This window comes from Acinetobacter gyllenbergii CIP 110306 = MTCC 11365, from assembly GCF_000413855.1.
Classification (GTDB): domain Bacteria; phylum Pseudomonadota; class Gammaproteobacteria; order Pseudomonadales; family Moraxellaceae; genus Acinetobacter; species Acinetobacter gyllenbergii.
Window position 1 is genome coordinate 187,366 of record NZ_ATGG01000017.1, and the last position, 24,341, is coordinate 211,706.

Below are 24,341 nucleotides of genomic sequence, written 5' to 3' on the forward strand. Positions count from 1 at the left end.
TTTTATTGTCATGTGTTTTTATTCATCTATTTTTTTACGCACGATGACCCACACCAAATCCATGATCTTTAGCCCGATATACTAGAATCAGTGCAATGAATGACAAAATCAACGCACTCCATGCAAAAGATTGAATCCCCCATCGAGCAAAGAAAAGACCACCGACAATCCCGCCTCCAGCAACAGCAATGTTAAAAATAGTCACCAACATGGATTGAGCCGCATCCGTTTGTGCTTGTGCAATATCTGCCAGTGCCGTTTGTAACAGTATGGGCGCACCACCAAATGAAATTCCCCATGCAATTACTGCGACACAAACCATCCAGAGGGAATTCATAAAGATACCAAAGCATAGGGCTGAAAATGCAAATATAACAAGACTCAGCAAGGTTAAGTGGCGCAAATATTGATCAATAAAATGCCCAGTGACAAATATACCAACAATTGCTGCCAGACCAAAAATCAACAGCATGGCATCAATATGCTCTCCTAAACCCACTGCGATTAAATATAAAGAAATATAGGTATATAGAATATTATGTGCCAAGACCCAGATAAGCAAAATCAATAAAATTAGCCTGACACCTTTCATTTTAAGCGTTAGCCCAAATGCTAGTTTTTGCTGTGTTGCATTAACAATAAAACAGGGAATAAACAGTCGAACCCAAATGACCAAGACCAATGCCAAAATCGACATCAACCAAAAGACACTACGCCAATCAAACAGCGTCCCAAGAAAGGTTCCCAGCGGTACACCAAAACACAATGCTAATGGCTGTCCAATACCTGCAACCGCTAAAGCACGACCTTGTAAATGCGGAGCAACCAAATAACGAACATAGCTCACAAATACCCCCCAAATGACACCTGCTGCCATCCCTGCGCAAAAGCGCACAAACAAAGTAAAAATATAATGTGTCGAGACCGCAGCTAGCCCATTAAAAACACATAAGCTTCCTAAAGTGAATAATAGTAAGCGACGTCTATCCCAATGCTTCGTGAGCGCGATAACAGGTATCGCAGCACAGACAGAACCTAAGGCATAAAAACTGACTAATTGCCCAGCCCATAGTTTTGATATCTGCAAGTCATGGCTAATCTGCAGCAGTAAGCCAACAGGCATGGTCTCTGTCATAATCGTAATAAATCCGATCAATGAAAAAACCAATAACTTCCAAATAGGAAATTGTTCTTCTGCTTTTTGAGTGGCTAAAGTTTGTATGGATTTATTTGCATAGATTGTAGATGGATTTTTCATATAGCTACCAAATAAAGGAATGATCGTTCCAAAATAAAACAAATAAAAACCCACTCCCATTGAAAGCAGTGAGTTTCTGATTAATTACAAAACACGAAGCGCAATATTAATAATATCTAACAAACACTGTCGACGCTGGTGGGCTGGTGTTCCTTTTGCGAGGACTCTCAACCCCTGTATCGTGTTTACGAAAAAAAATGACAGTGCTTGGACATCAATTTCATTTGAGATTTCCCCTTGCTGCTGTGCTTTTTGTAATACATTCAAAATCGCTTTTTGAATACGCTGTAAATTCAATGCGACTTTTTCTGCAATTAATTCGTCTTGTCCTGCCAACTCCAGACTAGCATTGGCAATCAGACATCCCCGATGTAAAGGATCAGCCAACTCATCTTCAGCAATCTTCATCAGCAAGCTTTTAATTGCTGCTTGAGCACTTTGTTCTTGTTGCAAGCATTGTATATTGGCCGTTGTCACGGCATCATATCGGTCTAATGCTTTTTGATATAAAGTATATTTATTTTCAAATGTTCCATACAAGCTACTCCTTGAGAGACCCGTACCATCAACCAAATCCTGAACCGAAGTTCCTGCATATCCTTTTAGCCAGAAAACCTGCATTGCTGCATCAGTCACTAGATCTGGGTCAAATTCTTTTGAGCGCATTATAAAGATATCTGGAATAAACGTTCCAATAAAATAAGCAATATACAAAGAAAAGTCAAATGAACCCAAGCCATAAGTCAGTAAATATAATCCTTGAGGCTTAAACAGCTTCTTGAAACTCCATTTAAAGACAGTATTGCCCATAGCATGATCATGCAAATGATCGACAATAAAAAAGCATCTTAAACGATGCTTTTTTATTGATTAAGGGTCTAAGGCTTCATCCAAGAAATGTAAGATTGTACGTTTAGTCTTGAAATAATGGCTCATTAAACTTGCCAGTGTCGCAACAATGGTAATATGCCCTGTCTTTGGAATCACGGCGATATGACTATGGTTACCCTTTTCTCTTAACGCCTTATCTAGATCAAAACTATTTTCCTTACCCACCAACTGATCTTGTTCAGCCATCAATAAATAATGCTTAATCTGATTCGGTTCGATAAAGTAATAAGGCATCACTTGCTGATATGACACTTTCTGATCAAAGGCATGCTCAGCTAATGGATCACCTTTGTAGTCAAAATGATAAGGACCCGCCATCCCAACAATCGCACGAATTTTATCTTTGTACTTAAAATTTTGTGAATAGGCTGAATACACCACTGACATCACATTAAAAGCACCCGCAGAGTGCCCCATCAAAATGATATTATCCGTAGAAATGTTCAATTTGCCTTGATTCAGGCTCAGGTAGTGAATCGCTTGTGCGATATCATCAATAAAGGTCGGAAAGATATGCTCAGGTGCAAGGTGATAATTAATGACCGCAACATCATAGCCTTCACGTGCAAAACTTTCTCCAACAAATAGATAGTCTCTTTTATTACCGTGCTGCCAAGAGCCGCCATGCACAAATACAATTAGGGGTCTTTGCTTCTTCGGGCTTTTGGTTCGATACAGATCCAGACGCTGTCTTGCTTTTAGTCCATAAGCAAGATGCTCTTCCTTCTCAAAGGTATCTTTGGGGGTCAGGTAATTAATCGAATAGCTGGCAAAATCATAAAGGCGAAACTCCTGATAAAGCGTTTTCGCCTTGATTACATTTTCTTGTACTTGTTGGATAAGTTGCTTCATAAATTAAGGATTAGTTGGGGTAATAGTCGCAGGGTCCGCCTGATCTGGATCAATTGCAACAGGTGTTTCAACTAAAGGCTGTGTTGTTGCTGTTCCGACCATCGGCGCTGCCGCGGTTGAACTTGCTACAGTGCCTGAAGGTTGATCCACATTGTCAATGAGCGTCACAATTTTAGTCACATTTCCAACTTTTTGTAAGACGTCATCTAAATCTCTTGATTCAGCAGTATTTAAACGCCCCATCACATACAAAACACCATTTTCCGTATGTACAAGCACTTTACTATCAGACACAACCGGTGCTTTCATCAGCAAACCACGGGTATTCGCCGTAACGGTAGCATCTTGCATGATGGTGTTATAACCAACTTTATCACCCACCGTAATGTAGTTATGTACAGCCTTCACATCCGACATTGAACGCAAATTATCTTCAGCCAGTTGTTTTAAATACGGATCAGGAACTTGGCCTGTCAATAAAACATTACTATGGAAACTTTCAATGTTGATACGAGACTGTTTGAAACGATGGTCTAATTTATATAAATTAATATTTGCAGTGCGTTTGATTGAAGAATCAATAAAAATCTGCCCTAAACTACGTTCTCCACTATTCGTTCCAACGGGTGAAGTGCCTGTACCACCAGAAATAAAACTTGCACATCCCGATAAACTTGCAGCGCAAAGCAACGTAATCGATAAACGTTTTAACACTTGGCAAGACTCCCTATCTACAAACAAATTTGTTCAATTTTCAATATTTAGCTTTACATGAGATCGATCAATCAATCTAAAGTAAATGCATGTTCAATCCATTGCTGATCATACTGCAATTTTGAAAAATCTGGTTGTACTGTTTTTGCAATTTTCTGTGGAAAATCAAAACAAATCACATCAAAACGACAATCAAACTCATCATAATATGGAGATTTCTGTAAAAAGCATTGTGCTGTCTTAATAATTTTACGCTGCTGGGCAAGCGAAATCACTTCACAGGCCTCTGCATAACTCCCCATTGATCGAGCTTTAACCTCGACAAAAACCAGTTGCTTATCGCGCTTTACGATTAAATCTATTTCACCATAACGTGAATGATAATTTCGTTCGATACATTCATATTGCTTCGATTGCAAAAGAGCAAGTGCTGCCTGCTCAGCCCATTGCCCTAAATCTTGCCGATGTTGTGACATACCTGCCCCAATCTTATTTTAACAGTTGAATCCCTTTTTTCTGCTGTTGATAGCAATAAGGTTGACGATAAACCTTGCCATCTTTGACATTAATTGCTCCAGTGCGACCTTCAAAAGAAAAATGACGATCTGGGCTACTTAAGAACTGCTGACTAATACTCCAGGCATCACCACCAAAGGCCAATAAACGTTGAAACGCCATATTTTCAGGTTGTTCTTTATAAGCACTGATTAAATCTGCCCATTGTCCATTATATAAGGCAGGTGTATCACAGAAACTCAACCCCATCGGAATGCTCTTGTCTTGTTCAATACTCAAGGCGGTGGCGTAGATATTTTTTTCAGGCAATGGACCTAATTGTTCTAACCACTGTTGATCACCCAAGAGCAACAACCCTTCTCTACGTGCCAGTTTTTTAGGCAGTTCATTGACCACATGGATATCTGAGCCAAACTCAGACATCAATGCCATCATAAATAATTCTGTTGCCGACTCAGTTCCAGCTTGGCGTAACACCAATAAGCTTTTAATTTTGTCTTTCTTGAGTAGTTGATTCAGTGCGAGCGCATCATGCTGTTTTGCCAAACTGAATTGCCAGATGTTGGTGGTCTGGCTATTGACATCGTTCAATGCAAGTACTGGGATTGCTGGGTTCAGTTGCATCACGGTTTCAATTTCAGGTCGTGCCAATGGCCCAACAATTAGTCGAGTCTTACTATTGACCCTTTTTTTGAAAATCGTATCAATATTGTTTTTGGCAGAATCTACAAAAATGATTTTTTCTTTACTACCAGATGCTGTATAAGCACTCAAGAAACCACGTTTGATGCTCTGACCCGCTCGCGCCATCGTACCTGATTCGGGTAGAATCACCAGTACGTCCGCATAAACTGGGCTCATACATGCTGCCAAACATAATAGCAGCCAATATTTTTTGTAATACATTAGGGAGTTACCTTTTATGAGTGCTCAATTATTTGTTGTAGCAACCCCGATTGGGCACTTAGATGACATGACCTTTCGTGCAATTGATATTTTAAAATCTGTATCGGTGGTTGCCGCAGAAGACACTCGTCAATCTGCTCAATTATTCAAGCACTATAATATCTCAACTCCACTTACAGCGTGTCATGATCACAACGAAAGTAACAAAATTGATCAACTTCTGCAAAAAATGCTCAATGGTGAGAATATTGCCCTCATTAGTGATGCAGGTACGCCTCTGATTAGTGACCCTGGCTTTAAATTGGTTCGCGCAGCACAAGAACGTGGCATTCGTGTGATTCCAGTTCCTGGTGCTTGTGCTGCAATTGCAGCCTTGAGTGCGGTTGGCTTACCAAGTGATCGTTTTAGTTTTGAAGGCTTTTTGCCCTCAAAAGCATCGCAACGTATCAGCCAGCTTGAAAAACTAAAAGATGAAACTCAAACCCTGATTTTTTATGAAGCACCGCATCGTATTCTGGCCTGTATCAAAGATATGGCACAGGTTTTTGGTGAAGATCGTCCTGTCGGTTTTGCCCGTGAAATTACCAAGACCTTTGAGACCATCAAGAAAATGACCTTAAAAGAATTGGTCACATTGATTGAAAATGATCACAACCAAGAAAAAGGTGAGATCGTGGTGGTAGTCGGCGGTGCTTCTGCCGAAAAAGACATGGAACAAGATAAACTGGATGCGTTGTTAAAACGCCTATTACAGGATTTATCTGTTAAAGCAGCATCACAATTGGCTGCTGATTTGACGGGAATAAAAAAGAAAATCGCTTATCAGCGGGCTTTGGAACTCACTCAACACGATCAATAAAACATAAAGGGGAGATTACAAAAATCTCCCCTTTATCATTTAAATATGAAATAACGATACGCTGTTTTAAGCCTTAGTCATGAGATTTGCTTGATCCATTTTTCTCTCTGCCCTTGCCTGCTTAATCACACTCAAACCAGAAGTAACGCCTAAATACGCAATAATGAAGGCCACAAACAGATCAGGGAACATCGTACCTGTTCCAAATACACCGATCGCTGCGATAATGATCGCGATATTGGCAATCGCATCATTACGACTACATAACCATACTGAACGCATATTGGCATCCCCATCGCGGAATGCATAGAGCATCAATGCCGAGACGACATTGACAGCCAATGCCAATACACCAATTGCGCCCATCAGCATTGGCTCAGGTGTTACACCTAGCCACCATGACCAAATCACTTTCATAATCACAAAAATACCAAAGGCAGCCATGGTAACTCCTTTGACTAAGGCTGCTGTCGCTCGCCAGTACAGAGTCATGGACAATACAGCCAAAGAGATGGCATAGTTTGCTGCATCACCTGCAAAGTCTAATGCATCTGCCCAGAGTGATACTGAACGTGCATGCGATCCACCAATAATTTCGACAAAGAACATCGTTGCGTTGAGGATCAAAGCAATCCACAACGCCTTTCTAAACTTTGGACTAATCTTTTGTGTTGGTGAACATGTTGTGTTGCAACCACATCCTGCCATGACTTTTCTCACTGAATCTTTTATAGTGATTTAAAACCCTAGAGTAACTCCAGAGTCAAGCATGATCAGTTTTAGCATTGGACAATTGGCAAAAAAATCAGGTGTGTCTATTGATACGATTCGGTATTACGAAAAAATTGGGTTGTTAGAAAAAGCTCAACGAACAGCGGGTAATTACCGTCATTATTCGGAACAAATGCTTTCAGAATTGCTATTTTTAAAGCATTGTCGGGAACTTGGCATCACTTTGCAGGATATTCAAAAACTCAAAGATTTATCAACCAATCCAAACCAGACCTGTATGCAAGTCGATCATTTGATTGACCAATATCTTGCTGAAGTTTCCCAGAAGATTAAAAATCTAGAACATCTCAAACAGGATCTGAGCCATTTAAAACAGCAATGCTCTCAACATCGCACTATTGAACAGTGTGGTATTTTAAAAGAGTTACACCAACCCCTTGAGTGTGAACATGAATCACACCAACATAAAAAAGCACCACAACCGTGATGCTTTTTTATGTCAATTCAGACTTAATCTTGATGCTCACCTGGCGGAACTTCAGTAATGCGCCCACCACGTGCAAGAAACGCAGCCACTTCATCTTCTAAAGCTTGGCGTTGTTTCTGCTTCGCAGTTACGGTTAAAGTTTCCGCTTCAGCAAGATCAGCGTCATTGGCGCTCGATTCTTCACTCTCTGCACCACTTTCTGCCGCTTTCGCCTCTTCGTCGTCTACAGCAGAATCTTCTGTGTTTTCGTCGTAATCATTCATTTCCGTCATCTTCATCTCCCCACAATGACTCAACTCTCATCATCGCTATTTGGCCATCAGAACTAGGTGAAATTTAGCAAGCTCTTCAGATTTAGCAAAGCACAATATTGATTAAAACGTACTTTTTATGACCAAATTCACTCTGATTTATAAATGATTGTTTAAAAAATATCTACTATTTTTTAGCAAACATAGCGTGTCTGCTGTAAAGCACCCAAACCATTGGCTTGCTGCATAAAGCGATCTTTAAACCACTCAAATTGTTCAACCTGTTTTAGTCCAAAATTTCGGGCCCAAACAAAGGGAAATAATTCCGAACTTTCCAACCAGCCAATTGCAGACATACTGTGCATCATTGCATCATTCTGGCCTTTACGTAGGTGTTCATAACGTAATAAGGTTTGCTCGTTGGCCCATACCCCACGGTTTAAATCGTGTAATAGCACATCGCAAAGTACTGCAGCATCTAGACAACCAATATTCACACCTTGTCCCGCTAAAGGATGAATCACATGGGCAGCATCACCAATCAATGCCAAGCCTGACTTGATATAGCGTTGTGCAGCACGTGCTTTCAGTGGAAACTGCGCTCTGGAACGAACCTCAACCACCTCTCCCAACATTTGCAGACTTTCTTGGGTCAGTAAGCGCATAAAGTCTTGATCATTTAATGCCGAATATTCATCGGCATAATCATCAGGTAAAGTCCAAACAATCGACTGCCAATAGCCATCCTCTTGTGGATCAAGACTCGCCATCGGCAAATAAGCCAGTGGACCCGTCGGTAGGAAAATTTGCCGTGCCACATAGTGATTCGGCTGGGTGGTTTTAATCGCACAACTGATCGCGGCTTGCTTATAATCTAAGACATCTAGATCAATATAGGCTTGCTCACGTACAAAAGAATTCGCACCATCTGCACCAATGAGCAACTTGGTTTTTAGTGTTGTGCCATCCGCCAATTGAATCGACCAGCCTTGTGGAATCTGCTCAATCCGAATCACCTTCACTTGAGTGCGATAGTCTTTGAGTTGTTGCAGCATTTTTTGTTGAATCGCAACATTCAAAACACTCGGCTCAACCATTGAACCTAAAGCCTGATCTGATTGAGGTCGCTGTTCAGATGCATGACCAAAATTAATTTCGCCATAGCCATTTTTATTCCAGACTTGCATACCTGAATAGGGCATTTGACGCGCTAAATCATCCCATACATCGACTGTTTTAAGTAGGTGAATCGTCGCCTGACTCAGTGCCAATACTCGAGGATTCATTACAGCCAATGTCTTTTCTTGATCTAGCACAGGTGCAGCATCCAATACCGTCGCTTGTACACCGCCTTGGGCCAATAATAAAGCGGTTAATCCACCGACTAAACCACCACCTACAATCACAACATCTAACAGCTCACTCATGCTTTTAGTCCCATTGCATAGTTGGCAACCAAAGGCTTAACCCCAGGAATCACATCAAATGCGATCAGTCCTGTATTACGTAATAATTTGAGAATTGGATTTTGATTACTAAAACCACGTACCACTGAATCACAGAACTTAATCACCCGTTGCTGATCTTTTAAACGGGATTGCTCGTAAGCCAATAAATTTTCAGGCGCACCAATATCATCGGACTTTGCCAATTGTTCCATCAAGAAACGAACCAACACATCTGCATCACGCAAACACAAGTTAAAACCTTGCCCTGCCACTGGGTGAATGGTATGTGCGGCATTACCCATTAGCACTACACGACCAACCGCCTGCTTATGTGCCAAAACCTGAGCCAATGGATAGCTAAAGCGCTTGCCTGTTTTCTCAAATTTCCCCGCACGATCACCATAGGTTTCCTGTAAGGCATCAAGAAAGTGCTGATCATTTTCTTCACCTAACCATTCTGCTTCAGTACCTTTCTTCACAGGCCATACCACTGAACGGCGGTATTCGCCTGGTAATGGTAACAATGCCAATGGCCCCAATGCGCTAAAACGTTCAAAGCCAACGTGCTGGTGCGGCTTAGAAGTCTGTACGGTAGTCACAATCGCGACTTGGTCGTAATCATGCTCATCCACCCCGACGCCAATGGCTTGTCGGCAGAATGAATCACGACCATCAGCCGCAATCACTAACTTGGACTTTAAGGAATGGATATATTCACCATTACGTATGGCTTCAATTTGGACTTGATCTGCATCTTGTGTCAGTGAAGTCACTTGCACACCATCAATCAACTCAATCAATGGCTGCTGACGTACTTGGGTCAGTAATACACGCCCCAACCATGCGTTCTCAATCACTTGTCCAAAGCTTTCTACTTTTTCTTGCTCTGCAACTAAACGCGCCTTACCAAAACTGCCTTGCTCGGTAATGTGCACTTGCAGAATTGGGGTGGCATGTTGCTGTAAGGCTTCCCACAAACCTAACTTTTGGTAAATTTGTACACTACGGCGTGACAGTGCGGTATTCCGCGCATCAAAGCTAGAATGATAAGGTGCAACGTTTTCGTCATCGTAATTTGGATATTTCACAGCTTCTAATAACTTTACTGCGATATTAGATTTTGCCAACATTAAAGCAAGGCTGAGTCCAACCATACCTCCACCGACAATGATGACTTGTTGCTGCATAATATTATTCCTTATCAGTTTTTCATGACTTGATGTTTCGGGACTATCTTACTCTAACTCAAATCAGGAAGGGAATTTGTACTTTGTTTGGTCTATGTTTTTAAAATATATTCAAAAGTTGTTTTCAGTATCTATAAGAAAGAAACATGGCTATCTATCTCAATCAATCTTTTCAGCTTAGTCTGCCTTTTACCAAGCAAGAAAATAGAAATAGCCAAATTAAATATATTTTCTTGGAAGATAGGCGATAAAAACTGAACTCATCAAGCAAAAATAAATACAGTACAAAGTCCACTCAACAGATCGATATTTAACAACTTTAGAAAAAACAGTATAGACAAATAATGCCGTTACACTGACAAAAAATATTAAAGAAATAAACAGCAGGGAAAGTATATCTCGATCTTCATACCACTCCCACTGATTCAAATAAAAGTAATAATGATGAATCTTTAAATATACATAAATCAATAAAATCAAATAAATGTCAGTGACTATTCGATAAATACAGTTCGATATCTTCATACAAGCACCTTATTTTTCTGAATATTATTATAATTTTTTGTTTGCCCCTTTATACATTATAAAGAGGCATTCATAAAAACTAAGGCTTCTGTTCTGCAAATAGAATGATTAACGGTTCGCCATCAAACTTTCAATCTCTTCAACAGTTTTAACCACATTTTTGGTCAGAACCAACGGCCCTTTTTCAGTCACAACAATATCATCTTCGATACGAATGCCGATACCACGCCATTTTGCATCAACGGTTTCATCATCTGGTGCGACATAGAGACCAGGTTCAACGGTCACCACCATACCCACTTCATAAGCACGCCAGTCTTCGCCAGTTTTATAGGCACCCACATCATGCACATCCATACCAAGCCAATGCCCTGTGCCATGCATAAAGAATTGACGGAAGGCTTCGCTTTCAACCAGCTCATCTACATTGCCACTCAGCAAGCCAAGATCAACCAGACCCTGAGTTAAAATCTTGACAGCTACTTCATGCGGATATTTATAATGATTGCCAATACGGGTTGCATCAATCGCAGCGAGCTGCGCTTCTAAAACCACATTATAAAGTGCTTTTTGCTCAGGACTAAACTTGCCATTTACAGGGAACGTACGGGTAATATCCGATGCATAAAACTCGTATTCACATGCCGCATCAATTAAAACTAAATCACCGTCTTTTAAAGGCTTGTTATTTTCAACATAATGCAAAATACAGGCATTTTCACCGCCACCAACAATACTGTTATACGATGGCACACAGCCGTTTTTACCAAAGATATAATTGAGTTCCGCTTCTAGCGCGTATTCCATCATCTCAGGTTTGACCGATTGCATCGCACGGGTATGCGCTTCAGCACTGATATTGGCTGCGATCTGCATCAACTCAATTTCTTGTGTTGATTTTTTCAAGCGCATTTCATCAACAAGACGATCTAACTGAACCACTTCTGCTGGTGCAGCACCACCACGACGTTGTTGCGCATCCGCTTTTTGAATCCATTGACTAACACGTGCATCAAATTCAGCATTTTGGCCGATACGATAGTAAAGACGCTGTTTATTTAATAACTTGTCGATAATTTCTTCATCGAGCAGATCAATTGCATAAGCTTCATCTGCATCATAGATTTCAATCGCCCCGTCAATTCCGGCACGATAACCATTCCAGATTTCCATCTCGCGATTACGTTCGCGGCAGAATAAGCTATAGCTATATGCTTCACCGTCTTCAAAGGTTTCGATCACGGCAACAGCTTCTGGTTCGGCAAATCCAGTCAGATAATAAAAACTACTGTCTGCACGATATTTATAGTCCGCATCGCGGTTACGATACATTTCTGCTCGAGTCGCAATAATTGCAATGCTATTGCTGCCTATTTGTTTAGCAAGAAGATCACGACGTTGTTTAAAATCGGCTTGACTTAATTTCATATTGTCCTTCTGATGAAGATGAATGATTGTAAGTATCTTTATTTATAAGAGCTTAAGGCACCGCCCGAGTTAACTCGGACGATGTGGGGTAAACATTTCTACAACCGTTTGCGGATCTGCTGCTTGATTGTCTTGATTTCTGCTTTTGGCGTGAAAGTTTTGCAATAAAGAACTTTCAGCAACAGGAATCTTGGTGCGGCCAATCGATAAACTCACGGGAATCAAGCGTACAAACTCATAGAGTTCCTGATAGCTTTCTTCGCCTTCTTCATCATTATCCGAGTCTTCAAACTCAACAGCTGCAACATCTTGTAAATGTTCAATCAGCTCTTGTTCTTCACCACGAAGATGGCCAGAAGCTAGGCCAAAACCGAGGACTACGCCTGCGCACCAGTCCGCCAAGGCTTGCACACGATCTGCCAGTAAATGGCTATCATCTGGAAGCATAGGCAAGTAATCTAATTCGTCATCAGATAAAGCATGAGCAACATCTTCCGCTTCATCAGTCAGACTTTCCAATGCCTCTGCTTGTAAAGCAGGCACATTAAGGGTGTTTAAAATTTGTGACCATTCATCTGAGGTCGGCGCTTGTGTCACACAAACGATACCTGTTAGTAAACCGTGTAACTCACTTGGACTTGAAATTTCTTCAATCCCATCAAAATGGGCATTCCATTCCGTCCAACCTGAAATATCGTCTTGCATTCGTTTATCCAATCTCTATACTGCTGTATATATTACCTTTGATTGCAACTCTGTGCGACCTTCGTTATGTTAGAACAATTACAGCGTCTACAAGCGCATATTGGTGTTTTAAAAACACGCTTACATCACTTGGAGCGAGAAAACTCATCGCTCACCGAAGCTAAGCAATTAGCTGAAACTGACCATCATGCACAAGTTGTGCAGAAAAATAGCATCATCACGCAAAAGCAGGAAGAAGTTGATAACTTAACTGAACAACTGACTCAGTTACAAGATCAATTTAAACAACTGAATCAAGATGCAACAACTCTAGCGGAGCGTTATAGCCGTTTAGAGAAAAGCACCACTGATTTGAAAAACCGCTTCCAAGAAATTTTGGCTGAGCGCAATGACTTACGTGTGAATAAAGAAAAATTACAAGCACAGCAACGTCATAGCCAGCAAGAGATTCAGGATTTACAGCAAGATCGTGATCGTCTGTTGCAGAAAAATGAACTGGCTAAATCTAAAGTTGAAGCCATTATTCAGCGTCTGTCAATTTTAGGTACTGCACAAGATCAACATGCACAAGAAATTCAGCAACTCGCGCATCCGAATGCTGAAACTCAAGAGGAGACCTGATCATGAGTGAACCTATTGTTGTTGAGCTTCGCTTGATTGAACAGACCTTTCGTCTCAACACAACTGAAGAAAAACGTGAGGAATTAGAGCGCGCTGCGGAACTACTTAATCAGAAATTTCATGACATGCGTCGTAGTGCCCCACGAGTTGAACATAATAAACTGGTGATTATGGTCGCACTACAAATGGCTCAAGAAGTGTTTAGCTTAAATAAATCTTTGCAGCAGTATGCACATTGTGAACGTCTTTTAGAAACCATGCTTGAAGATGTAGAACAAAGCATCTAACTCTGGAAAGCCTGAAATATAAATTTCAGGCTTTTTTTTAGCGCCATAGTACATACACCAGCCTTCTTTTCCGCCTTTATCTCATCGTCATTTTTATCATTTACTCAAATTCGCCTGAATTGAATTCCCGCTCTCAAGTCAATTCATCTATTTGTTTATTATTTAACATTCAGAAAAACAGCAATCACCCATCCATTTTTTTGCCTAAACCACCACTCAAACAGGCACGCATATTATTAATTTAAGCTTATAAATAAATTTAGCAGAGTCATTACATCGAGGTGTCAATTCCTATAAGAAAATGCGCCACTAGATCAAGCACCGTGATTTATCAGATTTACTAAAATGCTACTAAATATAATACGTACATTGCTCCTTTCTAAAAATTCCACCTATATACAGAAGATCGATTTCTTCAAAATTTTTGTCAATTCAATTACTTCAATTGAATGTTTCAACTATAAACTTAAACTTACAAATTTCTCTATTTCTCCCTCTTGAGATGACCTTCATTTTTACTATAATTAAATCATCTCTGAGGTGTACGCCAGCTGGTCTGACTCCCCTGAGCCGTGAATTATTTCCGAATTGGAAAGCGTTTTTAAATATTGAGCGTGTATGCCTACCCTGAGTAGGAAACCCAGATGATATATAGCGCTTTCCACCTTGAACCTTAGTGTTCAAGGGTAAAGACATGCAGCGGCATTTTGGAGACCCATTTTATTTCAACAAATAATTGATCTCGCTTTAGATTTTATAATTCTATTAAACTTAATTTTCTAATTGTTAGTAAAACATACAAATCTCAATACTTTCCTCTTGTGGTCGGTGTTGATTTAACTATAATAGAAAACATCTCTAGGGTGTTCGCCAGTACGTCTATTCCCCTGCCGATACTTAAATTTATGGATGTGTTCTGTGTATTTTGAGTGTATGCCTACCTCGAGTAGGAAACCCAGTAAGTATGCGTCACCTCCACCTTGAACTCATCGGGTTCAGGGTAACGACCATGCAGCGGCATCTCTGGAGTACTTTTTTTACAATAAAAACAATATAGAAGTTGTTGTATTCAGATCCCATAAGTTTTATATCATCAAATATTCCTCAACTCTTTAAAATCGTATAAGAATTTTATTATTATAGTTATTGAATCAAATTACTGTTCAAACATAAACATCATTCTCCTAATCTATTAGGAATATTGACTTCAGCTTTATCTATAAACGATAAGGTCAGAGTAAAAAGCAATATGCTAGACTATACCTATATATTCTTTTGAATAAAATCTTTCGTAATTTATTAAAAACATATTTTGAGTACAACGAATGACAGCGTGGCAACGACTAGGTATTGAACCAACAGATAATCAGAGAGAAATTAAGAAAGCCTATGCAAAACAACTTAAACTAATCGATCAAGATACTCAACCTGAAGAATTTATTCGCCTTAGAGAGGCTTTAGAAACTGCACAGTTTGAAGCAGCATATGTATTCTATGAAGATGATGAAGTAAACGATATTTTTGAGCCTGATTTAGAGAAATATGCCTCTGAAAATAGTGAGGTCTCTCCTAATGCGGATGAATTACAACTCGAAGAATCTTTAATAAATCTAGAACATCATATTTCAACACAGGATATAAATTTTGATATCCGGAATGAATTGCTTCAATTTCATCACCAAATTCAAAACATTGCAGACCCAAATACCAGCATAACTTATAGCAATAAAGTACAAAATCTATTAAAGCAATATGATCTCGATGACTTTCTTTATATCTTTTCTGATCATCAGCCTCAAACTAATATCTCGCTCGACCTCTATAATGACGAGACAATAACTTCTCAAACAGTTCAAGAAGTTCCCCTTGAGTCTGATCATAGCATCGTAGCCGAACCAATTTTCATAACCCTCAACGAAGTAACAGATTCACTTTGGAATAAAGATATTAGTGATTCAACTTTCGAAAAATTTAAATATCTACTGAATCAGCAATTTGATATCCCTCTTCATCAACAAATTCAAATTAAGGATCAGTTAATCGCGCCTTTAGCAGAAATAGACAGCAATAATTTACAACCTGAATATTTTCGTTTTCTTGAACTCTGGCACGAAAGTTATCCTGACGATATCCATCAATATGATCAATCGTATTACTCCTCTCTTTTGCAAGAAAAGCTGAATGATTATTTGTCAAAACACTCGATCTTAAAGCAATTAAAACCTGAGCAATATCTTGCATTGCAAGCATTAACTGGAGAACAAAAGCTACAACCTTTTAAAATGATTAATTTACAAAATCATCTCCATAAGATATATACAAATCACACAACAACCGAAATTTTAAATCAACTTCAAATTTCAAGTACTCAAAACAACCCCAATTTTGTATTCTTAAAAAGCTTAAGTGAAATCAAAAAATTTAACCTTATTAATCTTATTTTTTCAATTGGCACATTTTATTTTGCATCGCTACTACTTGAAATAACGCCCAAAGCAGGAATAGTTATATGTATTAGCTTGGTTACTATTGCCTTATTTATTTGTATTTTACAACCTATTCTTCATGCCAAAATTCTAGGTCGTCCCGATCAAGAAGAAACACTCATACATTTAAGTAAAATTTGGTTTTTAAGTGGATTTATTCTTTGTATTGCAACACCTTGGTTTGCAGAAAGTCTACACCAGCTTTTAAGTTATACTTGGCTTGTATTCTCAGTCCTCCTAATTGGTGCATTAAAATTAAATGCAGCACCACATCACAATAACCTGTTACAAAGTGCTGATTCTCAATTTGATCATTGGATTATAAATCTTGGTTTAATCGCGATTTGCATCGGCTTTTTCTTTGCAATCCTATCACTTGCAAAACCTGATCATTCATGGTTAGCGGTTTACAGTCTCATTCCTATCAGTCTATTATTACTTCCCGACTCATTCCGCCCCTTATTTTCGATCTTTGGCTATAATAAAGAGAATGACAATTTAACAGAAAATCAAATCTATTTTAAAAGTATAATGATTATCTTGTTTAGACTTACTTGGATATTAGCTATTGGCTATTTCTTAATATCTGAGAATAATAAGCCCTTCATATATGCAAGTGGTCTTATTCTCACAAGTTTGCTTTTTGTTGGTATGAGTACAAAAAAAATCTCACAACTGATTCGGTATCTAGCTTTCACAGCCACATTTTTTACGATCATTATATTATTTATTGGATTAGATGCAGTTAAATATTTTTTAGCTAAAATTTAATTTAGATAAGCAACACATATCTTTCATGCCCCTTCTGATTTCCAAGAATCAAAAGGGGCTAAATGTTTTAATATTCTTCAAACAAGCTCAAATCTTCAACTTCATTTAAGAAAGCTTCAAAATATTGACGAGCCTCACGAATCTGCCTTTCCTCTTGCAAATTCAAGACATGGTTAAATTGCTGCGTTCGCTCTCCAATCTGTAAGCGAATATCCCCAGTATATTCACTAAATAAACGCTCTGCACGTAATAACAAACTCTTATTCATTAGATTATCACGTGGATGAATTTTTAATTCCTGTAACTGTACGCGGGCCTGTTCAATCTGCTCGGCACTCATCACACTTTGATGATTAACCACTACTTTTTGAAGTTTTTCCCCTGTAGCAGGCACCTCTACATCGACATCTAGAATCCCATTGGGATTATAAGAAAAACGGACATCTATCGACAATTGATCATCATTTGGTGGTAAAGGAACTTTTAACTCACCTAAAAACACGTTTTCTTTACACAGCCTGTGCTCACCCTGATAAATTCGAACCACAATTTCTCGTTGTCCCTTATGCATCGCAGTATACGTATTTACTTTACTGGCTGGGATTACTGTATTACGTTCTAAAACTGGTGAAAACTGATCATCGGCTCCTACAGCTAGCCCTAAGCTAAACGGACATACATCAGTCAATACAACTTCTTTGAGAGATAAATCCTTCGCTTTTAAACCTGCTTGAACACAGGCACCACGTACGATTGCTTCATCTGGTTGAATACTTGTTGAAGGAAAACGTCCAAATAGCTTTGTCACCATTTTACGCACAACAGGAATACGCGTAGCCCCTCCAACCATAATAATTTGGTCAACTTGTTGAGGTAAAATTCGCGCATCTCTTAAAGCTCGTTCTAATGGGCGACGTAAACGGAGTAATAAGGGCTCTGCCCAATGAGCAAATTCTTCTTGGGTAATTTCAAGTATTGCCTCTTGTTCTTTCCATTTGAAAGAAAACTGTGCTTTTGCTTCCTTGCTTAAAACATGCAAGCAATATTGGGCTTTAGCTCTTAGTGCAATTTCAATATCGAGTGGAATTGTATGTTCTGTAAAACCAAACACAGAAGCATGTTGTTTCCAATATTGTTTCATTAGGAGTTGAACGAAATCATCTCCCCCTAAATAGTTATCTCCAGCACTTGCGCGAACCTCAATAATCCCATCAAATAACTCAACGATTGAGACATCAAATGTCCCACCGCCTAAATCAAAAATAAGAAAACAGCTATCTTCCGTTTGCCCCAAACCATACGCTAAAGCAGCAGCTGTAGGTTCATTGATTAAACGACTTACTTTTAAGCCAGCAAGTTCAGCTGCCGAGATGGTTGCTTGACGCTGGATATCATTAAAGTAAGCAGGAACTGTAATAACCGCCTCATCTACTTCACATTGTAATAATTGCTCAGCATCTTGCTTTAAAGACTTAAGAATTAAAGAAGATAATTCGACAGCGCTAAAACTTTGATGACCTAGTTTCAATCGTTTAGATGTGCCCATTAAGCGCTTAAAACTGGTTAATACCTCTTGCCCACTTCCTCTAAGTTCTAATGCAGCCTGACCGATCAATATTCGACCTTGCTCATCCATTGCAATCGCAGACGGTGTCAATTTCACCCCATAAGGGTTTTCGATTAATTTTGATTGACCATTTTCAAAAATACCAACAAGTGAATTACTTGTACCTAGATCTATTGCAATTAAAGGTTTAAATTCTGTCATTTTTTATCAATAGTTTAAAAATATTAAATTTTAGACAATATTTTAATTCATATCTGAACAATTAGCGAGTTTTACAACAAATAGAAAAAATCCCCTAATACATTAGAGGATCATCGTATTTTAGCAGCACGTTATCTAAAAATTATTCATCTTTCAAAGCACATTCATAGTTGCTTGGGTCTTGTGAACAACGAACTTGTTTCAACAACTTCATCATATCTTTATCGTAAAAGCCTTCCTTAGTCATTTGAATGCGTGCTTCGCGCATCAATCGAACATAACCAGGCTTATCACTTTCGTTTAACTTCAACCAAAATTTGTCTGGAATTTTTGCTTCAATCTTGTCAACAAATTCAAAAGCAGGATCTAACTGTTTTGAAATGACTTCTCGTGCGATAGAGCCCATCCCTGCTGGGAATTTATTACGATGCATAATCAGCGTCCCTGTCACTTGAATGACAGGAAATTTAATAATACCACCAACGGCTTTTCCTGATTTATCAGTCATGCCTTTTTGCAATTCTAGCGGTTCAAATAAAATGGCTGGACCTGCCATGATATCCACTTCTTTATTATTAAATTTACCACCCACTGTCACCAAATCAACTGACACAGGTTGTGCCCCCACATTTTGTACCAGTTTCTTTTGAGTTTCATCAAATTGGAACACCGCAACTTTCTTGCCTGCAGCTTTAGCCAAAGTATTTATATTACGATCCGTGACCATAATATAGGCTGCACCGAGGGGTACAATCCCAACCACCTCATAATCTTTGTTTACCATCTTTTCATCAAACTTTGGATTGGCCAAAACTTGAATCACAGAACTTAGTTGTTTATAGGTCTGCAAGGCGCCAATTGCATCCACACTGCCCACGAACTTATTAAACTGTTTTGCGCGCAGATTGCTAATCCCTGCACCATCACAACGTTTACTACGGAAATCTTCGGTCAACACAGCTTCATTGGTATACACTTTCAGATTCACCAACGTGGACGCCTGTTTTTTCAATTTTGGATAATCAAAATCTAATTTAAATTGCAAATGTGAAGGACGTGTCACATTCATATTCACGCCAAATTGCTTGGCAACACGGACGATACTTGGAATTTCAGTAATATAACTGGTGGCCTGCTCAAAGGCTTCGCTATGTTCGCCATTCGGAGAGAACACACAGAGAGTGACTTGTTTTGGAATCTGTTGCCACGTTTTGGGATCATTCAATAATTGCTTAACTTTATTTTGTGAATGAGGAGAGAGACTTAAATCCAGTTTACCTTCAGGCGCTGCATAGCTTGTATTCACCATACCCCATGATGAAGCTAGCACACAGGACAAAAGTACAGGTTTTAAAAACTGTGTGAATTTATTATTTTGCATTGTTTGATCCATCCTTAGCGAGAGCGAGCTATTTCCCAATAGTCTTTATTCAATGTAAGAATAACGCATAGAAATAGAATTGACTGATTTTATTTGGATGGTGTCAATTCGGTCAAAGTTAGAACCATTACTCATTTTATAAAAATGAATAGCCCCATAAGATACAAACATATATTTGCAACAAGCATTTGAATAATCTATATTTTTAATACTCTTTAATCATTTAAATGCTTGTTATTCTGCTCTTAAATAAATGACCAAATCACGTTTTCATCTTGTCGCTTTAATAGAAAACTGGTTTGATGATCATCCTCAACCACAATATGCTGATTCGAAATCATTTTTACTTTTAGTAAGGTGTCATTTTGATAAACCAAATCATTTTTGCCTTCTTTGGTTAAGACTAGCATCTGATCAAGTACAATCAATTTTTTTGATTCCAACATCATTTTACCCTCTAAAATGGTTTGCAAATACTGAGTATTTCTATCAAGCTGATAAGTTCAACTCATCCTAAATAGCAGCTCAATACATACGATTCATACGTAAAAAAATACTCACTTTAATTATTTAAATACATGAAACTGACATCTGTGCATGTTATCTCACAAGATGCATATTAGATTATTTTTTAAACAATATGCTGTTTTTTTGTCAGACAGTTCTCATAAAAACTCTTTAACGCAAGATCGATTTAAAAAGCTAAATCTATAAATAAAAATAAATAATATTAAATACTTAACTAACTTTATACTTTCATTGTCTCGCTAGCGTTAAATTAGAAATATTGACCAATCATAAAAAGAAATCATACTTATTTGAAAAATAATAAATTTTATTCAAAAAAAATGGCTACGTTAAAGTAGCCATTTTTTAGATTGTGTATTACCAACTGACATTCACGCGTCTATTTGGGGCAAAACAACCAACTAACTGGCGGTTTGCTTTATGCCCTGCACATTGTTGATATAAATCAGTTTGGCTATTGGCCTGAATTTGGATGCGATTTGCATCAACACCCTCATTCACCAACAACTTGGCAACGGTATTGGCACGCTGCGCTGACAATTGATGGTTATATGCAAACTTACCTAAAGGATCTGCAAAACCTGCAACAATCACTGGGCTATTCGATGGCGCTTGTTTAATCCGTTGCGCAATTGCAGCAACTGAACTTGAACCTTGTTCAATTGCATTGGCATTCGATCGATCAAATGCAAAAAATACACTTGATGATCGCAACGTATTTAGATTGGCATCAGCTGGAACTTGATTATTTGCCCCCCAAGCCATTAAACCTTCACATGCCTCACCTTTCCAAGATAAACGTTCAGAAAGCGTATCCTTATTAAAGTCGATGCGTAACTGGCAACGTAAATAATCCTGACTATTCGGCTGACGGACATCTAATACATAGTTCCAAGTTTTAACAAAGAATAAACCTTCACTAAATTGAGGATTTCCCAAGATATGTCGAATTTGGTCTTTGGTTAAGCCAGTACCTAGGCGAGCAACATTGTCGTATTCATAACGCTGCACTTGTTTTAAATAGCTTTTTTCAACAGCTGGAAATTTGACTTCCTCTTGTTGAACCACGACCTCATCATCTGCCGCTATAGCCATCATTGCACTACTAGAAGCGATCCCGATAACCAATGCTTTTATCATGTTTTTCATATTTTACTCTCTTTATCGATTGGAGATGAGGAGAGCCTACGGGCTCTCCTGCATAACGAGTCCCTTAGTCAATTACACCACTGATACCGATACGTACACTTGGATCACCTTGTGATGCAGCAGCGACACCGCCTGTGATTGACCAACGACCATTATCCGCAGTCTTACGCAAGGTTACGCCAACTGCATTTTCACCACCATGATAAGAAGCACCTGCTGCATAGGTATATTTACCTGCGATGTATGGCGCTGCTTCCAATGCCATTGCTGCGGCAATACCTGCATTTGCTTTTTTCTCTACATCCTCAATACGTTGATTGGTTGAGTAGAAGGCTTGCTCAAGTTTGTTGTCCAGGTTATCAATGCGGTTGCCCAAAGCTTGATCGGCTTTATTTAAGGCATCCACTGCACCACCAACATTGTTGTAGTCTTTACCTCCCACCGTGTAAGTAGGGTTAGTGAAACTATTGGTAATGTTATTATAGCCAGCTCCGCCACCTAAGAATTCAACAACTTTTTTGTTGGTTGCATTCAATTGAGAGCCGTTGATTGCGTCTTTCGATGCTTCATTAATTGCACCATCTTTGACACCTGTAACAACGCGATTACCATCGGTACCAGCAACATTAACTTTAGTGCCTCCAGTGTCTTTAGCAACGGTAACGTCAGCTGTACTATTCGCTTGTTTAACTAGACCCACCGTACCATTATTAATATCATTTTTAATGTTATTAATAGCATTGGTATTGTTGGTAATCTGCCCTTGCAAATTATCTCTGATTTCTGCTACCTGACCACCATTAACAGCATCTTTAGAATCTTTAGCAATATTACCGTTTTTCACATTGGTAATCGTGGTTCCATCTGCTCCACCAAGGGTGATCTTGTCTTTTTTAGCATCGTCGTATTTCACTGCATTGTTAGCAAGCTCATTTACATTGTTATTCACATTGCTAATTGCGCTATCCAATTGACCTTTGTTCACCGCATCTGTCGCATTAACACCAGCCGCAACATTGGTCACCTGCTTATTGCCAGCATTGATACCTTGAGTGGTTACACTTGGGCCACCAGCAATAATAAGTCCTGTGTTGTTTAACACAACCGCATTGTTACCAATGGTGATTCCTGCATTATTCAGAACCGTATCACCTGCTTTCACAGAATCAACCGCTAAGTCTTTTGCAGTTTCCACTTCATAGTTATCTGAACCATCAGCATTTTTGCTCTTTTTCACAACAATGTTTTGACCATTGGTCACAGTCGTTTTCGATGTTGTTGCAGCAGAACCAATTGCCTTATCAAGTGCAGTCAACGCATCACCAACATTGGTTTGATTCGCTTGAGCCACATTATAAGTTGGACCTGTAATAGTACCGTCAGCATTGACTTTAGCACCACCACCCAAGCTATTTACCAGCGCAGTTTGGGTTGTTACAACTTGGTTACCCACAGCTTTCAACTGAGCAACGTTCACTGCATCTGCATCGGCACTACCCGCTGCAACACCAGTAATTTGACGATAAATACCACTCGCCTCATCACCTACTGCAACTGCACCTGTAGTTGAGGTTGTTTTCGAGATTGCTGCTTTATCAGCAGTTGTTGCAGCAGATAATGCATAACCCGCTACACCTGCTCCTGTTGTCGCCGCTGAACCGTTTCCTAACACAACTGAACCAGCTACTGTTTTGGTCACATTATTACCAAGTACGAAAGTATCATTTGTAAGCACTTGGTTATTGTTACCGACAGAATAGCTATTCGATCCATCAACGATGGTCGGGTCACCAATCGCACCAGAATGATCACCTTTCACTTTGTTGCCTGTACCAATACTGATTGATTGCAGGCCTGTTGCTTCAGCACCTTTACCAATTGCAATGGACTCTTTACCTGTTGCTTTGCTGTCATGACCAACTGCAAGCGCACTATCCGCACCGTCTGCAACAATTGCATTTACACCAACTGCTGTCGAGTTTAAACCACCTGCGCTTGAGTCATTGGTTGTACCCAAATCACCTTTAGATGTATCAGCATTGGTATGGAAGAATTTAATACCATCGGTATTCATCTTCTGTACTGTTTGACCAATGGTTAAGCGATCTGTAGTTTCTTGACCTTTTTTATCGTATGTTAAGAACAATGAATCTTGGTTCTTGTTGTCAGGATTTTTATTCACAATCTGATCAACAATATTCACCTTATTGCCATTACCATCTACAACTTCAGTAATATTGCTCGTAATCGCACTCTTCAATTGCTCTTCAGTCGCAGCTCGACCTTTGGTTGCAAAATCACTTGCTTTGATGTCTGTATTACTTAAGCCTTCAATGGTATTACTTGCTTTATCTACAACAACACTGCCTACAGTTACCTTGTCGAAATTCACATCTTTCGCTGTCGATACTTGGTAGTTGCTTGAACCATCTGCATTGGTTGTTGGAGTAACTACAACATTATCTCCTGCTGTAACCGTAGTTTTCGCTTTGGTTGCTGCATCTTTAACACTGCTGATTGCACCGTCAATTGTGTTCGAACCTGTGCCACCAATGTTACTCGTGGTGATCGCACCTGTGCTCGCATCAATT

Annotated in this window: 22 protein-coding genes, 2 other RNA genes and 1 pseudogene; 8 read left to right on the plus strand and 17 right to left on the minus strand. The window is 39.2% G+C overall.

Going from position 1 to position 24,341, the window contains the following annotated elements; all coding sequences use genetic code 11:
* Nucleotides 1-34: 34 nt before the first annotated feature.
* Nucleotides 35-1,258 (minus strand): MFS transporter, encoded by a 1,224-nt coding sequence (locus F957_RS08735; protein ID WP_032860516.1) that lies wholly within the window; start codon nt 1,256-1,258, stop codon nt 35-37.
* An 84-nt stretch (nt 1,259-1,342) separates the two neighbouring features.
* On the minus strand, nt 1,343-1,924 hold the full coding sequence (locus F957_RS0120570; RefSeq protein ID WP_032860514.1) for a TetR/AcrR family transcriptional regulator: 582 nt from the start codon (nt 1,922-1,924) through the stop codon (nt 1,343-1,345).
* A 96-nt stretch (nt 1,925-2,020) separates the two neighbouring features.
* Here F957_RS0120570 and F957_RS21500 point away from each other — a divergent pair.
* Nucleotides 2,021-2,110: pseudogene (locus tag F957_RS21500) on the plus strand (NAD(+) diphosphatase); the annotation flags it as partial.
* Nucleotides 2,111-2,128: 18 nt separating this feature from the next.
* Here F957_RS21500 and F957_RS08730 read toward each other — a convergent pair.
* The 4 genes from F957_RS08730 to F957_RS08715 form a co-directional block, all read right to left on the minus strand.
* Nucleotides 2,129-3,001 (minus strand): alpha/beta hydrolase, encoded by an 873-nt coding sequence (locus F957_RS08730; RefSeq protein WP_016540460.1) that lies wholly within the window; start codon nt 2,999-3,001, stop codon nt 2,129-2,131.
* A 3-nt stretch (nt 3,002-3,004) separates the two neighbouring features.
* Nucleotides 3,005-3,715, minus strand: coding sequence for a BON domain-containing protein (locus tag F957_RS08725; protein ID WP_016540459.1), 711 nt, complete (start codon nt 3,713-3,715; stop codon nt 3,005-3,007).
* 71 nt (nt 3,716-3,786) lie between these two features.
* A complete protein-coding gene (locus tag F957_RS08720; protein ID WP_016540458.1) occupies nt 3,787-4,191 on the minus strand; it encodes a YraN family protein in 405 nt (134 codons plus the stop codon).
* 13 nt (nt 4,192-4,204) lie between these two features.
* Nucleotides 4,205-5,137 (minus strand): penicillin-binding protein activator, encoded by a 933-nt coding sequence (locus F957_RS08715; protein WP_016540457.1) that lies wholly within the window; start codon nt 5,135-5,137, stop codon nt 4,205-4,207.
* A 16-nt stretch (nt 5,138-5,153) separates the two neighbouring features.
* Here F957_RS08715 and rsmI point away from each other — a divergent pair, with 16 nt between their 5' ends.
* A complete protein-coding gene (rsmI, locus tag F957_RS08710; protein ID WP_016540456.1) occupies nt 5,154-5,996 on the plus strand; it encodes a 16S rRNA (cytidine(1402)-2'-O)-methyltransferase in 843 nt (280 codons plus the stop codon).
* A 66-nt stretch (nt 5,997-6,062) separates the two neighbouring features.
* On the opposite strand, the gene F957_RS08705 is transcribed toward rsmI, so the two are convergent.
* Nucleotides 6,063-6,704 carry a cation transporter gene (locus tag F957_RS08705; RefSeq protein WP_016540455.1) on the minus strand — a complete coding sequence of 214 codons (642 nt, stop codon included), beginning with the start codon at nt 6,702-6,704 and terminating at the stop codon, nt 6,063-6,065.
* 61 nt (nt 6,705-6,765) lie between these two features.
* Here F957_RS08705 and F957_RS08700 point away from each other — a divergent pair, with 61 nt between their 5' ends.
* Entirely contained in the window at nt 6,766-7,215 is a 450-nt protein-coding gene (locus F957_RS08700) for a MerR family transcriptional regulator (protein ID WP_016540454.1), read from the plus strand.
* Between the two features lie 23 nt (nt 7,216-7,238).
* Here F957_RS08700 and F957_RS08695 read toward each other — a convergent pair whose 3' ends face one another.
* From F957_RS08695 to F957_RS08675, 5 genes are all read right to left on the minus strand, one after another.
* A complete protein-coding gene (locus tag F957_RS08695) occupies nt 7,239-7,487 on the minus strand; it encodes a hypothetical protein (RefSeq protein WP_005202358.1) in 249 nt (82 codons plus the stop codon).
* A gap of 173 nt (nt 7,488-7,660) precedes the next feature.
* Nucleotides 7,661-8,893 carry an FAD-dependent monooxygenase gene (locus F957_RS08690; protein WP_016540453.1) on the minus strand — a complete coding sequence of 411 codons (1,233 nt, stop codon included), beginning with the start codon at nt 8,891-8,893 and terminating at the stop codon, nt 7,661-7,663.
* Nucleotides 8,890-10,101, minus strand: coding sequence for a 2-octaprenyl-6-methoxyphenyl hydroxylase (gene ubiH, locus F957_RS08685; protein WP_016540452.1), 1,212 nt, complete (start codon nt 10,099-10,101; stop codon nt 8,890-8,892). The genes F957_RS08690 and ubiH overlap by 4 nt, the downstream gene beginning before the upstream one ends.
* A 633-nt stretch (nt 10,102-10,734) precedes the next feature.
* Nucleotides 10,735-12,054, minus strand: a complete 1,320-nt coding sequence (gene pepP, locus F957_RS08680; RefSeq protein WP_016540451.1) for a Xaa-Pro aminopeptidase — start codon at nt 12,052-12,054, stop codon at nt 10,735-10,737.
* Between the two features lie 69 nt (nt 12,055-12,123).
* On the minus strand, nt 12,124-12,759 hold the full coding sequence (locus F957_RS08675) for a UPF0149 family protein (protein ID WP_016540450.1): 636 nt from the start codon (nt 12,757-12,759) through the stop codon (nt 12,124-12,126).
* Between the two features lie 66 nt (nt 12,760-12,825).
* On the opposite strand from F957_RS08675, the gene F957_RS08670 reads away from it, so the two are divergent.
* From F957_RS08670 to F957_RS08660, 5 genes are all read left to right on the plus strand, one after another.
* The gene (locus F957_RS08670; RefSeq protein WP_005272487.1) at nt 12,826-13,380 is read left to right on the plus strand and encodes a hypothetical protein; all 555 of its coding nucleotides are present in this window, start codon (nt 12,826-12,828) and stop codon (nt 13,378-13,380) included.
* 2 nt (nt 13,381-13,382) lie between these two features.
* The gene (locus F957_RS08665; protein WP_005272490.1) at nt 13,383-13,667 is read left to right on the plus strand and encodes a cell division protein ZapA; all 285 of its coding nucleotides are present in this window, start codon (nt 13,383-13,385) and stop codon (nt 13,665-13,667) included.
* 529 nt (nt 13,668-14,196) lie between these two features.
* Nucleotides 14,197-14,385, plus strand: a non-coding RNA gene (ssrS, locus tag F957_RS21165) — 6S RNA.
* A 134-nt stretch (nt 14,386-14,519) separates the two neighbouring features.
* Nucleotides 14,520-14,701: non-coding RNA, 6S RNA (ssrS, locus tag F957_RS21170), on the plus strand.
* Between the two features lie 291 nt (nt 14,702-14,992).
* Nucleotides 14,993-16,924 (plus strand): hypothetical protein, encoded by a 1,932-nt coding sequence (locus F957_RS08660; protein WP_016540449.1) that lies wholly within the window; start codon nt 14,993-14,995, stop codon nt 16,922-16,924.
* A 67-nt stretch (nt 16,925-16,991) separates the two neighbouring features.
* On the opposite strand, the gene F957_RS08655 is transcribed toward F957_RS08660, so the two are convergent.
* From F957_RS08655 to F957_RS0120575, 5 genes are all read right to left on the minus strand, one after another.
* Nucleotides 16,992-18,692, minus strand: a complete 1,701-nt coding sequence (locus F957_RS08655; protein ID WP_016540448.1) for an Hsp70 family protein — start codon at nt 18,690-18,692, stop codon at nt 16,992-16,994.
* Nucleotides 18,693-18,834: 142 nt separating this feature from the next.
* Nucleotides 18,835-20,073 carry a putative solute-binding protein gene (locus F957_RS08650; RefSeq protein ID WP_016540447.1) on the minus strand — a complete coding sequence of 413 codons (1,239 nt, stop codon included), beginning with the start codon at nt 20,071-20,073 and terminating at the stop codon, nt 18,835-18,837.
* 245 nt (nt 20,074-20,318) lie between these two features.
* On the minus strand, nt 20,319-20,519 hold the full coding sequence (locus F957_RS08645) for a hypothetical protein (RefSeq protein WP_004652606.1): 201 nt from the start codon (nt 20,517-20,519) through the stop codon (nt 20,319-20,321).
* Nucleotides 20,520-20,958: 439 nt separating this feature from the next.
* The gene (tpgA, locus tag F957_RS08640) at nt 20,959-21,750 is read right to left on the minus strand and encodes a trimeric autotransporter adhesin/peptidogylcan-associated protein TpgA (protein WP_016540446.1); all 792 of its coding nucleotides are present in this window, start codon (nt 21,748-21,750) and stop codon (nt 20,959-20,961) included.
* A gap of 64 nt (nt 21,751-21,814) precedes the next feature.
* Nucleotides 21,815-24,341 (minus strand): YadA-like family protein (locus tag F957_RS0120575; protein WP_032864676.1); only part of this gene is annotated, 2,527 nt, incomplete at its 5' end.